Origin of the sequence: Mucilaginibacter roseus, from assembly GCF_021215455.1 — a bacterium.
Taxonomy (GTDB): domain Bacteria; phylum Bacteroidota; class Bacteroidia; order Sphingobacteriales; family Sphingobacteriaceae; genus Mucilaginibacter; species Mucilaginibacter roseus.
The window spans coordinates 815,863-828,487 of sequence record NZ_JAJPWV010000001.1 but is presented as its reverse complement, the minus strand read 5'-3'; the positions used below and the strand labels follow the sequence as shown (position 1 = coordinate 828,487).

The following is a 12,625-nucleotide window of genomic DNA, read 5'->3' as shown; positions in this document are numbered from 1 at the left end:
CTATTCTGTTACATCGCCAAAAAGGCCGCTGCTCAGGTAGCGGTCGCCGCGGTCGCAGGCTATAAAAACAATCGTGCCGCTATCTAACGTTTGCGCCAGTTTAATGGCTGCCGAACATGCGCCACCAGTACTCATACCCGCAAATATACCTTCAACTTTGGCTAACTGCCGGGTGGTAGCTACTGCTTCGGCCTCATCAATGTCTATAATATGGTCAACACTGGCGGGGTTGAATATCTTAGGCAGATAAGCCTCTGGCCAGCGACGAATACCGGGTATAGAAGAACCTTCTGTTGGCTGGCAACCCACGATCTGAATATCGGCATTTTTTTCCTTCAGGTATTTTGAGCAACCCATAATGGTACCGGTTGTGCCCATAGCACTCACAAAGTGGGTTATTTTCCCTTGCGTATCACGCCATAACTCCGGGCCGGTAGTTTTGTAATGAGCCATGTAATTATCCGTATTGGCAAACTGATTTAACAGAAAATAACCGGCTGTTACACCTTTCTCTTCTGCATAATCGCGGCATACCTCAATATTTTCGAGTAAGGTAACTTTGGCACCGTATGCCTCCATGGTAAGCGTACGCTCACGGGTAGAGTTTGCAGGCATAACCAATTCAATATCCAGGTTATAAAGCCTGGCTATCATGGCCAATGCGATACCGGTGTTGCCGCTGGTGGCTTCAACCAGTTTAGTACCTTCTTTAATATTGCCGCGTTCAATAGCGCTGCGTATCATGTTATGCGCTGCCCTGTCTTTTACACTGCCACCCGGATTGTTACCCTCGAGCTTGGCGTAAACAGCCACGTTAGGATTTGGGTTAAGTTTGCCCAGCTTAACTAATGGTGTATTGCCTATAAAATCGGTAACTCCCGCCATAACGAATTTGCTTATTGTGTAACTTTTTGTATTGTAATTTTAGGGATATGATAAACTGTTGAGTACGGGGCTACGCTGCTGGTTAGCCAAACGTTGCCACCAATAATGCTATCATGCCCTATAACCGTATTGCCCCCTAATATAGTAGCACCAGAATAAATGATCACCCTGTCCTCAACATCCGGATGCCTTTTTACGCCAGATAGACCCTTGCGCACGCTTAGCGCACCCAGCGTAACACCCTGATATAGTTTTACATAATTGCCTATCACGCAGGTTTCGCCAATTACAATACCTGTGCCATGATCAATATGGAAGTACTCGCCTATCTTGGCCGCGGGATGAATGTCAATACCCGTTTTTGAATGCGCATGCTCGGTTAATATCCGCGGAATGAATGCTACATTGAAGTTATACAGGATATGTGCTATACGATAGAAACAAATAGCATAAAATCCCGGATAGGTACGTATCACCTCAAACTCACTCTGCGCAGCCGGATCGCCATCATAAATGGCTTGTATGTCGGTATTTAGTGTTGCATACAGCGATGGCAGCTGCTCAAAAAACTCTGCCGCGATATCGTGCCCGGTAACGGCATCAGCATGCGCGCCGGTGCTTAAAATATTGGCCAGTTCATTACGTAACTCAGCGACGTGCTGTTTTAAATCCGTTATAGATTCCAGCGCTACGGTTGAATGCTCAGGATATAACAGATAGATCACCTTAAGCGCCCAGCCCGCTATTTTATCGTTAGAGGGAACTACCTGTTTAGCTCTCGGTTTGGTAAGCAATTCTTTGTAAAAATCATCAATCATAAAATGGTGGTTCTGTTGAGCGGCTGTTACAAAAGTACAGTTTTAGTTTTTTAACCAGTGTCACGTAAAAAACAAATACCAAATTAGTCGATATTAAACCTCCAAATCAAGCAATGCCTGATAAGGGTTGCCCGTTAAACCCAATGCTTTGGCAAAAGCCGGTTCTGTTTTACAACCATGCTGTTTAAGTCTGATTATCTCAGCCCTGAAATCATCACCGTGAATTTGCAGCAATTGATACTCTACAAGCATATGCCGGTAAGCGTATTGCATGCGCGTGGGTTTAGCCTCACCAAAAACCTCAATCTGCCAGTCATCCGCCTTGAAACCGGCTACTACAAAACAGGTATCTATAGTCAATTTAAATCCCTCGAATTCATTAAAAAGCTTAATTATATTATCAGCAAAATTTGCCTGATCGTGGTAACAACAAATAATATCCAGATCACTACCTTCAATGTTAATGCCGATGGGTATAGTGCCGGTAAGCAACGGGGCGTAGGGTTCAAGTAAATCTATTATAAGATGTTTTTTTAACGTTTGAAAAGCACTTATCTGTACCGGGCTTCCATACTGCAGGTAATCAATGTTATCAAATAATTCCATCGTGTTAAATTTCGGTTTGCTTTAATCAACATACGAAACTTCAGAAACGAATATATGCTAAAACTTTAAAGTCGATTTATCTGTTAGTTCACTTTTATTACATCTGCCTGTTATAGTTACTGATTGTTTTATTTAAATTTGGGTGTTATAACGATAATTTCACGTGTAACTGATACGTGCTTATAAGTTACACACGCCACTATTTTATTAAGATGGATAACCGGACGTTAGCGTCAAAAAATAATTTACACGATAGCCTTTTATTACAGGTTCTATCCTCTTCAACTTATGCGACCGCTATTTACGTGAGTGAACAACTCCACATTGGTTTTGTAAACGAGGGTATGCTTCAATTATGGGGTAAAGACAGGAGTGTGATTGGTAAAACGTTTGAGGAAGCTATTCCTGAAATTACCGGTCAACCCTTTACCGATTTACTGAAGAACGTGTGGCATACGGGCAGAACGTTCAAAGCCGAAAACACACCGGCCGATCTAATTATTGATGGGGAACTTAAAACCTCGTACTTTGATTTTGAATATCGCCCGATAAAGAGCGACACCGGCGACGTTTACAGCATCTTACATACAGCTGTCGACGTAACGGAGGAAGTTAGGCAAGGAAAGATAATTATAGAAAAGGAAAACCACGAGCAGGAACTTTTTGAGGAACTTGCTGCTTCAAACGAAGAACTCACCGCCATTAACGAGGAGTACCTGGCTACTAATGAGGAACTTTCAGCTACCAATGAAGAACTGACTGCTACTATTGAAGAGCTGGCGCAATCGCAAATGGAACTGCGTTACAGCAAATCAAAGGTTGACCAGATATTAAATTCGCTTGCAGCTCCGGTAGTGGTTTTACAAGGCCACGATCATATTATAACGTCAGTAAATGAGGCGATACTCCGTTTTTGGAACCGCACTTTAGACCAGGTTTTAGGAAAACCGATGTTAGAAGTTTTCCCTGAAATGAAAGAGCAGGTTTTTCCATCACTATGGAAACATGTGCTTGATACCGGGGAAACGGTGATAAAGGAAGAGATAGAAGTATATTATAAGCATCCCGAGGAAGGCGAACGCAGGTTTCTGGCTGACTTCCATTACCAGCCCCTGCGCGATCTGAATGGCAACGTCAACCGCGTGCTTGCTACCGTGATTGACAATACGGAGCGCGCTTTAAGCCGCAAAGCTATTGAGAAGGCTGAAGAGCAATTGCGCCTGGCCATTGAATCATCCAAAATGGGAACATGGAACATCGATGCCGCGACGTACGAGTTTCTGCCGTCGATAAGGATGAAAGGTTTCTTCGGTTACGATGAGGAAGAGTACATGAGCTACAACGATGCGCTTGCTTTAATAAGCGATGAATACCGCGACCGTGTAAAGTTAGCCATGCGTAATGCCATTAACAAGGGCGTTCCTTTTGATGAAGAGTTTAGCCTCAAAGCGCGCGACAGCCAGCAGCTACGATGGTTCAAAGCTACTGGAAAGCTTTATCAGGACAAACAGGATGGCAACCGGTATTTCTCTGGAACGTTATTAGATATTACCGAAGCGAAAGAAGACGATCTGCGTAAAAATGACTTTATCGGGATGGTTAGCCATGAGCTGAAAACGCCGCTTACCTCGTTAAACGCATATTTGCAAATGCTTACCGCCAAAGCTCAAAAAGCTGAAGATACCTTTACTGCGCAGGCGCTTGGCAAAGCAGGCACCCAGGTTAAAAAAATGACATCGCTGATCAATGGTTTCCTTAATGTTTCTCGCCTGGAATCCGGAAAGATCTACCTCGAAAAACAAACCTTTGACCTGGAACAACTGGTGGATGAGGTTGAGGACGAGATGAAACTGATACACACCACCCACCCTATCATATTCAACCGCTGCAGTCCGGTTTTTGTGGATGCAGACCGTGAAAAAATTGGCCAGGTAATAAATAATTACCTGAGCAACGCTATAAAGTACTCGCCAAAGGGCAGCCCGATTGTTGTAGAATGTACAGAGACTGAAAATAGCGTGCGGGTAACCGTAAAAGATCAGGGTATTGGTATAAAGGCGCAGGACAAGCAGAAACTTTTCGATCGTTTTTACCGTGTAAGCAACAAGCAAACGCAAACCATTAGCGGGTTTGGCATTGGTCTTTACCTCTGCGCCGAAATTATTCGCCGGCATGGTGGCGACATTGGTGTTGAGAGCGAGCCGGGTAATGGCTCATCATTCTATTTTCAATTGCCTGCGGTTAGTAAAAACTGATAATAACGATTTAAAAACGTTTAATACCACGCCAAAAGCGTGGTATTGTTATTTTTGCCCAATGGATATTGAAGAAAAAATACAGCAGTCGGAAACGCGCATGTTCAGGCCTATCTTCCCGGGTGCAACAAACCATTACGATACGCTACATGGCGGAAACGCCATGTTTATGATGGATGAGGCAGCCTTTATGGCCGCAACGCGCTTTAGTCGTAAACGCATGGTTACGGTATCGTCTGACCGTATTGATTTTAATAAACCCATCCCGGCAGGCACCATTGTTGAATTGATTGCCCGGGTTATACATGTTGGCAACACCAGTTTAAAGGTATTGGTGGAGATATTTATTGAGGAGATGTACTCCGAGCATCGCGAAAAGGCAATAACCGGTACATTTACCTTCGTAGCTATTGACGAGCATAAAAACCCGATCAAGGTTTTATAAATAATATCAAAAAAGTAAACAGTTATGCTTAAGGTATCGGCACTTTATATTTATCCCGTAAAATCATTAGGCGGTATACAGCTTCAGCAAGCAGAAGTAACCGACCGTGGTTTTAAATATGACCGCCGTTGGCTGCTTGTGGACATCGACAACCGGTTTATGACGCAGCGCGATTTCGCAGCCATGGCTTTACTTAAGGTTGCTATCACACGCGATAATTTGCTGATCACTTATACACCGAATGCCGATACGATACACATACCTTTTAAACCGCAAACGGATGATAAATTCGATGTCACCATTTGGGAGAGCACCTGCCCTGCCATTAGGGTTAGTGATGCGGCCGATGCATGGTTCAGCGCCAAACTAAATAAGCCATGCAAATTGGTTTACATGCCTGAAGATACCCATCGAAAGGTTGACCCTAAGTATGCACATAACGATGAAATCACGACGTTTGCTGATGATTATCCTTTTTTACTGATCGGTGAAGAATCGCTGAATGATCTGAACACTCGCCTGGCCGAGGCTTTACCTATGAACCGTTTTCGCCCAAACATCGTGTTCAGCGGCGGCGAGCCTTATGCTGAGGATTTATTTAACGAATTCAGTATAAATAGCATAAACTTTAAGGGTGTTAAACTTTGCGCCAGATGTGTTATGACAACCATTGACCAGGAGACTGCCACTAAGCATAAGGAGCCTCTTAAAACGCTTGCCGGTTATCGCCGTAAGGGCCAGAAAATCATGTTCGGGCAAAATTTGCTGCACAACGGCACTGGTGTAATAAGCGTAGGTGATTCGCTCAATATAATAAGCCAACATATTGAAGAGCGGTTTTTAGTTTAATACCAGGATTGATTAACTTCAAGGGCTACTGTCAGCAAATTATTACCCTATAAAAAAGATATTCTTTATATATAACATATATCTTTGCGAATTGTATCTTTAAACGATGCTGTCGAAAAAAACTAAGTACGCTATCAAAGCATTGGTTGTTCTGGGCAAAAACACAGACAAGCCACCTATGCAGATCTCAAAAATTGCAGAGGAAGAACGCATACCCAAAAAATTCCTGGAACAAATATTACTCGACTTGCGCAACGCGGGTTTTTTGTACAGTAAAAAAGGCGCGGGCGGCGGCTACAGCCTGAATAAGGATCCGAAAGATATTTACCTGGTAAGCATTATGCGTATAACTGATGGCCCTATTGCCATGGTACCTTGCGCAAGCCTCAATTTTTACCACAAATGCGATGAATGCCATCAGGAAACTACCTGCGGTATACGCAGTGTGTTTGTTGATGTGCGCGATGCTACGCTCAAAATACTTTCGGAAACCAGTATTGCTGATATTATAGCAAGAGAAAACACGTTGATTACCAGCCTATAATATGAAAAACAAAATTCATGTTATTGTAATTTTGAATTAAAGTCTATTATTTCCGTATAGAATATATATATTTGTGACATTATGAAAAATACTTATATTTATATGCAACTAATGTACTGCTGCTGGCAGTGTACTGATGTTTGGCTATAAGTATAAACAAGCGATATTAACGCCTCTTTAGCCATAAGCAAAAGGGGCTTTTTTATAAATAACCACCATTCTCATTATGCAAAGCTTCAGAACAGAACTGGAGAACCCTGTAGTTGAAAAAGATATTATCGATCTTGAACGGAAGATACGCCTGTTTAGGGAAGGTAAGATACACGATGAAAAGTTCAGGAGCCTGCGCCTCGCGCGCGGTGTTTACGGTCAGCGCCAACCAGGTGTGCAAATGGTTCGTATTAAGCTACCTTTTGGAAAGGTTACCTTTAAACAACTGCTTACTATTGCCGATATATCTGATGAATACGGCAGCGGCAACCTGCATTTAACCACTCGTCAGGATATACAGATACATTACGTAAGCCTTGACCGCACGCCCGAACTTTGGGCAAGACTGGAGCAGGATGACATTACGCTTCGCGAAGCATGCGGAAACACCGTACGTAACGTAACCGCAGCCCCTACCGCAGGTATCGACCCAAAGGAACCATTTGATGTGTCGCCTTACGCGCACGCCACATTCGAGTACTTTTTACGGAACCCTATTTGCCAGGAAATGGGCCGTAAATTCAAAATATCATTTTCGGCTACGGATAGCGATGAAGCTTTCAGCTACATACATGACCTTGGTTTTATACCAAAATTAAATACTCAAGGCGAGCGTGGTTTTAAAGTATTATTAGCAGGCGGACTTGGTGCACAGCCTTTTCTGGCAAGCGCTGTTGAAGAGTTTTTACCGGAGGATCAATTGATCCCTTATATAGAGTCGGTTATCCGCGTATTCGATCGTTACGGCGAACGTAATAATCGTAACAAGGCCCGTTTAAAATACCTGGTGCAAAAACTTGGTTTAGATGAGGTACTGCGTTTAGCTCAGGAAGAGCGTGTGGCCAACAAGGTAAAAACTTATCCTGTTAATCGCGAAGCGCTCCCCCAGCCTGCTCTTCCTGATACTACTGTTTATGCTGATGCGGAGCCGGTAAATCCATTACGTTATGAGCAATGGCTGGCTACCAACGTTTTTGAGCAAAAGCAGGCAGGTTTTTATGGCGTTTACATCAAGGTACCAGTAGGCGATATAGACACAGCCACAGCACGTAAACTGGTTGATGTATTAAAACCGTTAGTTGCCGATGAACTGCGCATTACCCAAAACCAGGGGCTGTTATTAAAATACGTACGTAAAAAAGCATTAACCGCTTTATTTAACGGCTTAACCGAACTGGAACTATCAGCGCCGGGTTTTGATAGCGTGGCCGATGTAACCACTTGCCCGGGTACCGATACCTGTAACCTGGGTATATCTAACAGCATGACGATGGCTCGCGTACTCGAAAACGTAATTTACACCGAATACGAAGACTTTATTTATAACCGCGAGATCAAGATCAAAATAAGTGGTTGTATGAACTCGTGCGGTCAGCATGGCCTGGCACATATCGGCTTGCATGGCAGTTCGTTAAAAGCCGGAACTAAAGTTTTGCCATCAGTACAGGTAATGCTTGGCGGCGGCACAGTTGGCAATGGCGTTGGCCGCGTGGCCGAGCGTGTGGTTAAGGTACCTGCAAAACGGGCCACCAGTGTTTTACGCTCGTTATTGGATGACTATAAAGCAAATTCCATTACCGACGAAACTTACCACGGTTACTATGACCGTCAGGGCAAGGATTATTTTTACCGTTTACTGAAACCACTTGCTGACCTGACCAACTTAACAGAAGAAGAGTTTGTTGACTGGGGCCACGAGGAAACATTTGTTACCGCTATAGGCGTTGGTGAATGTGCCGGTGTGGTGATTGATCTGGTAGCTACCTTACTATACGAATCAGAAGAAAAGCTGGGTTGGGCTAATGATGCATATGCTGAAAGCCGCTGGGCTGATGCAATTTACCATGCTTACAGCGTGTTTGTAAGTTCGGCTAAAGCGTTATTGCTTGATAAAGGCGTAAACAGCAGCACCCAGGCAGGCGTAATCAAGGAGTTTGATGCGCAGTATGTTGAGTCGGGCGAATTTGCGCTTGATACCACATTTACTGATCTGGTTTTGCAGATCAACAAAAACGAACCATCTGAAGAGTTTGCCACCGCCTACCTGGCACAAGCGACTCAGTTTTTAAATGACAGCAAAGCAAAAAGGGAGGCTTTGGTAAAATAATGAATAACAGTACACAAAATATAACGCCGCGTATCACCTTGGTTGGCGCAGGCCCAGGAGATGCCGATCTGATCACCATAAAAGGAATTAAAGCATTACAAACTGCCGATGTGATTTTATATGATGCCCTGGTGAATGAGGAGTTGCTCGATATTGCCCCAGCGCATTCAATCAAAGTGTACGTAGGCAAACGTTCCGGCGATCAAACACATTCACAGGCCAGCATTAACCAACTAATGGTTGATTATGCCTTTAACTATGGCCACGTGGTTCGCCTTAAAGGTGGCGATCCATTTGTATTTGGTCGCGGGTTTGAGGAGATAGAATTTGCAGCACAGCATAACATACCGGCGCAGGTTGTGCCGGGTATATCCAGCTCCATTGGCGTACCCGAATTACAGCAAATACCCGTAACTCATCGTGGTTTAAGCGAAAGCTTTTGGGTGGTTACCGGTACTACTGCCAGTGGCAAAATATCATTAGATTTAATAGATGCGGCTAAAAGCCGTGCTACCGTAGTGGTTTTAATGGGCATACATAAGCTGGCGGAAATCACCGAAGTATTTAAAGCTGAAGGTAAAAGCAATTTGCCTGCCGCCGTAATTCAAAGCGGAACTACTGCAAACGAAAAAGTAGCTATCGCGACGGTTGACACTATTGTGAACGCTGTTGCCGAAAAAAACATCAGCTCGCCTGCGCTTATAGTGTTTGGCGAAGTAGTAGCGCTGCACCCGGAGTTTAAATCGATCAAAGCATTGTATGACACACTTGCCTGAGGATAATAGCGTAAAACCTGTTGAGCAGGATAAAACCAAGGGAAATCAACTTTTCCCGGTTTTCATCAAACTCAATAACTTGCATACGGTGCTTATTGGCGCGGGTAATGTTGGTTTAGAAAAACTGACCGCTGTGCTAAAAAACAGTCCGCATGCTAAGGTTACTATTATTGCCAGGGCAATTTTACCTGAGATTCATGCGCTCGCATCTGAATACGAAGGCGTGCAAGTGATCAACAAAAGCTTTGCTGAATATGATCTAAATACGGCCGATCTGGTGATTGCCGCTACGAATGACAGTGACCTAAATAATTACATTTGCCAAGCCGCGCATGATCGTAAATTATTGGTCAATGTTGCCGACAAACCCGATCTGTGCGACTTTTACCTGAGCTCTATCGTACAAAAAGGTGATTTGAAGATTGCCATATCAACCAACGGTAAATCGCCCACTGTTGCCAAACGTATCAAGGAATTCCTCAATCGCGAAATACCGGACGAGATAGATGATACCTTGCAACAAATGAGTGATTTAAGAAATTCTCTTAAAGGCGATTTCGCTTATAAAGTTCGAAAGCTCAATGAGGCAACTGCAGTGCTGGGCGAGTCAAAAAAAGCCAAGCCGGGCAACAAAATGTTTGTACGCTGGTTGATCTGGCTCACATCATTTGCTGCTATTGTTATAAGTTTAGTATCGCTGTGGTATCGCGAACCCGGATTTCAAAATTATGTGCAGAACATCGACCCGATGTTCTATTATTTCCTGGGTGCTGGTTTTGTATTTTCGATGATAGATGGCGCTATCGGCATGTCGTACGGAGTAACATCTACAACTTTCTCGCTATCTATGGGAGTTCCGCCTGCTTCGGCAAGTATGGCCGTCCATTTATCAGAAGTATTAAGCAATGGTATTGCCGGATGGATGCATTACCGGATGGGTAATGTAAACTGGAAGTTGTTTAAATTACTGCTAATTCCCGGTATAATTGGAGCTGTTACAGGCGCGTATCTACTATCCTCATTAGAGCATTATGCCCATTACACCAAGCCATTCGTATCGTTATACACCTTGATTTTAGGTTTAGTTATTCTGTCAAAGGCCTTTAACCGTAAGCCTAAAAAATCCGCTGATAAGATCAAGAAAATATCATTACTTGGTTTAGGCGGCGGTTTTATTGACGCGGTTGGCGGCGGCGGCTGGGGTTCTATCGTATTATCTACTTTAATAGCCGGCGGCCGTAACGCACGTTTCTCTTTAGGGACGGTAAAACTATCGAGGTTTTTTATCGCCTTAATGAGCTCACTGACGTTTATAACCATGCTTAACAGCGGGCATTGGCATGCTGTGGCGGGTTTAATTATTGGCAGTGCTGCTGCGTCACCTATCGCGGCAAAAATATCCAACAAAATATCTACCAAGGTAATTATGGTAGCTGTGGGTATTATTGTGGTTGCCATCAGTTTGCGCAGCATTGTTAATTTTATTTTGAAAGTGATTTGAGATGAGTGAGTTAGCAAACTATATTAAACAGGATATTACCGGACTTGAACCTGTAGAAGCGCTGCGATCATTGGCAGAGCAGTTTCCGGGCGAAGTAGTTTTTTCAACCAGTTTTGGCTGGGAAGATCAGGTGATTACCCACATGATATTTACTAATGATCTGCCTATAAAAGTTTTCACACTCGAAACAGGCCGGATTTTCCCGGAAACCTACTACGTTTGGAACCGCACCATGGAAATGTATGGCAAGCCGATATTCGCTTACTACCCCAATCACTCGTTGGTTGAGGCGATGGTGAATCAAAAAGGCCCGAGCAGCTTTTATGAGTCTGTCGAAAACCGGAAGGAATGCTGCGGCATCCGCAAGATTGAACCCTTAAAACGAGCCCTTACAGGTAACAAATGCTGGGTAACCGGCATTCGTGCCGATCAGTCGGCCAATCGCCAGCACATGGATAACCTGGAGTGGGACGAAGTGAACAATATACTGAAGTATCACCCTATTTATAGCTGGACTTTGGATGATGTAAAGGCTTACATTAAAAAATACAACGTACCGTACAATACACTGCATGACAGGGGCTTCCCGAGCATTGGCTGCCAGCCCTGCACCCGCGCCGTACAAGAAGGCGAAGATTTTCGTGCCGGGCGCTGGTGGTGGGAAGATCAAAGTAAGAAAGAATGCGGCCTTCATGCTGTAAAATAACATATAACCACCAAATGAGTACTAATAACCACCTGGATTATTTAGATGAACTTGAAGCAGAAGCGATATACATTCTGCGCGAGGTGGCGGGGCAATTTGAAAAACCCGCGCTGCTTTTTTCGGGCGGTAAGGATTCTATAACTCTGGTACGATTGGCTGAAAAAGCTTTTCGCCCGGGTAAATTTCCTTTTCCGCTGGTACATATTGATACCGGCCATAACTTTGTTGAAACCATTGATTACCGCGACAGGATGATTGAACGCCTTGGCGAAAAATTAATCATCGGCCATGTTCAGGATTCAATAAATGAAGGCAAAGTAGTTGAGCAAAAGGGCAAAAACGCCAGCCGAAACGCACTGCAAACCGTTACTTTATTGGATACTATAGCCAAGCACCAGTTTGATGCCTGTATCGGCGGTGCCCGTCGTGATGAAGAGAAAGCCCGCGCTAAAGAGCGTATCTTTTCGGTACGTGATGAGTTTGGCCAATGGGACCCTAAACGCCAGCGCCCTGAACTATGGAACCTATATAACGGTAAAATTCACAAAGGCGAAAACGTAAGGGTATTCCCGATCAGTAACTGGACAGAACTTGACGTTTGGAATTACATCCGTCGTGAGAAGATTGAACTCCCTTCCATATACTTTGCGCACGAGCGCGATTGTATCACCCGCAATGGCCAGTTAATGGCGGCCTCTCCTTTCCTTAATATGGACGAAGAGGATGTTATCGAACGTCGCAACGTACGTTTCCGTACCGTGGGCGACATGACCTGTACCGCAGCTGTTGAGTCGTACGCTTACGAGATTGATGACATCATTAACGAGATAAGCGAATCAAAAATTAGTGAGCGTGGCGCACGCATGGACGACAAAGTATCAGAAGCGGCCATGGAAGACCGTAAGAAAGGAGGCTATTTTTAA

The 12,625-nt window shown here is 44.1% G+C and carries 12 protein-coding genes; 9 read left to right on the top strand and 3 right to left on the bottom strand.

Annotated features, from left to right (window positions below):
- The 3 genes from cysM to LT679_RS03585 form a co-directional block, all read right to left on the bottom strand.
- Entirely contained in the window at positions 1-885 is an 885-nt protein-coding gene (gene cysM, locus LT679_RS03595) for a cysteine synthase CysM (protein WP_232175602.1), read from the bottom strand.
- An 11-nt stretch (positions 886-896) separates the two neighbouring features.
- Positions 897-1,703, bottom strand: a complete 807-nt coding sequence (locus tag LT679_RS03590; protein ID WP_232175601.1) for a serine O-acetyltransferase — start codon at positions 1,701-1,703, stop codon at positions 897-899.
- Positions 1,704-1,796: 93 nt separating this feature from the next.
- A complete protein-coding gene (locus LT679_RS03585) occupies positions 1,797-2,309 on the bottom strand; it encodes a DUF4269 domain-containing protein (RefSeq protein WP_232175599.1) in 513 nt (170 codons plus the stop codon).
- A gap of 305 nt (positions 2,310-2,614) precedes the next feature.
- Between LT679_RS03585 and LT679_RS03580 the strand changes: the two genes are divergently transcribed.
- The 9 genes from LT679_RS03580 (at position 2,615) to cysD (ending at position 12,625) form a co-directional block, all read left to right on the top strand.
- A complete protein-coding gene (locus LT679_RS03580; protein WP_232175598.1) occupies positions 2,615-4,564 on the top strand; it encodes an ATP-binding protein in 1,950 nt (649 codons plus the stop codon).
- A 61-nt stretch (positions 4,565-4,625) separates the two neighbouring features.
- Positions 4,626-5,009 carry an acyl-CoA thioesterase gene (locus LT679_RS03575; RefSeq protein WP_232175597.1) on the top strand — a complete coding sequence of 128 codons (384 nt, stop codon included), beginning with the start codon at positions 4,626-4,628 and terminating at the stop codon, positions 5,007-5,009.
- A gap of 24 nt (positions 5,010-5,033) precedes the next feature.
- Positions 5,034-5,858 (top strand): MOSC domain-containing protein, encoded by an 825-nt coding sequence (locus LT679_RS03570; RefSeq protein ID WP_232175596.1) that lies wholly within the window; start codon positions 5,034-5,036, stop codon positions 5,856-5,858.
- A gap of 106 nt (positions 5,859-5,964) precedes the next feature.
- Positions 5,965-6,402, top strand: coding sequence for an RrF2 family transcriptional regulator (locus tag LT679_RS03565; protein WP_232175595.1), 438 nt, complete (start codon positions 5,965-5,967; stop codon positions 6,400-6,402).
- 226 nt (positions 6,403-6,628) lie between these two features.
- On the top strand, positions 6,629-8,719 hold the full coding sequence (locus LT679_RS03560; protein ID WP_232175594.1) for a nitrite reductase: 2,091 nt from the start codon (positions 6,629-6,631) through the stop codon (positions 8,717-8,719).
- Positions 8,719-9,495: a uroporphyrinogen-III C-methyltransferase gene (gene cobA / locus LT679_RS03555; RefSeq protein ID WP_232175593.1), complete on the top strand. Its 777-nt coding sequence runs from the start codon at positions 8,719-8,721 to the stop codon at positions 9,493-9,495. The genes LT679_RS03560 and cobA overlap by 1 nt, the downstream gene beginning before the upstream one ends.
- Positions 9,479-10,996, top strand: a complete 1,518-nt coding sequence (locus LT679_RS03550; protein WP_232175592.1) for a TSUP family transporter — start codon at positions 9,479-9,481, stop codon at positions 10,994-10,996. Before cobA ends, LT679_RS03550 begins: the two co-directional genes overlap by 17 nt.
- Position 10,997: 1 nt before the next feature.
- Positions 10,998-11,702, top strand: a complete 705-nt coding sequence (locus LT679_RS03545; RefSeq protein WP_232175590.1) for a phosphoadenylyl-sulfate reductase — start codon at positions 10,998-11,000, stop codon at positions 11,700-11,702.
- Positions 11,703-11,716: 14 nt separating this feature from the next.
- Entirely contained in the window at positions 11,717-12,625 is a 909-nt protein-coding gene (gene cysD, locus LT679_RS03540; protein ID WP_232175589.1) for a sulfate adenylyltransferase subunit CysD, read from the top strand.

What these genes read in the sequence shown, in the direction of transcription:
- LT679_RS03545 (WP_232175590.1), top strand. Translation starts at nt 10,998, where the DNA reads ATGAGTGAGTTAGCAAACTATATTAAACAGGATATTACCGGACTTGAA.
- cysM (WP_232175602.1), bottom strand. Translation starts at nt 885, where the DNA reads ATGGCGGGAGTTACCGATTTTATAGGCAATACACCATTAGTTAAGCTG.
- LT679_RS03590 (WP_232175601.1), bottom strand. Translation starts at nt 1,703, where the DNA reads ATGATTGATGATTTTTACAAAGAATTGCTTACCAAACCGAGAGCTAAA.
- LT679_RS03575 (WP_232175597.1), top strand. Translation starts at nt 4,626, where the DNA reads ATGGATATTGAAGAAAAAATACAGCAGTCGGAAACGCGCATGTTCAGG.
- cysD (WP_232175589.1), top strand. Translation starts at nt 11,717, where the DNA reads ATGAGTACTAATAACCACCTGGATTATTTAGATGAACTTGAAGCAGAA.
- LT679_RS03550 (WP_232175592.1), top strand. Translation starts at nt 9,479, where the DNA reads ATGACACACTTGCCTGAGGATAATAGCGTAAAACCTGTTGAGCAGGAT.
- LT679_RS03585 (WP_232175599.1), bottom strand. Translation starts at nt 2,309, where the DNA reads ATGGAATTATTTGATAACATTGATTACCTGCAGTATGGAAGCCCGGTA.
- LT679_RS03570 (WP_232175596.1), top strand. Translation starts at nt 5,034, where the DNA reads ATGCTTAAGGTATCGGCACTTTATATTTATCCCGTAAAATCATTAGGC.
- LT679_RS03565 (WP_232175595.1), top strand. Translation starts at nt 5,965, where the DNA reads ATGCTGTCGAAAAAAACTAAGTACGCTATCAAAGCATTGGTTGTTCTG.
- cobA (WP_232175593.1), top strand. Translation starts at nt 8,719, where the DNA reads ATGAATAACAGTACACAAAATATAACGCCGCGTATCACCTTGGTTGGC.
- LT679_RS03560 (WP_232175594.1), top strand. Translation starts at nt 6,629, where the DNA reads ATGCAAAGCTTCAGAACAGAACTGGAGAACCCTGTAGTTGAAAAAGAT.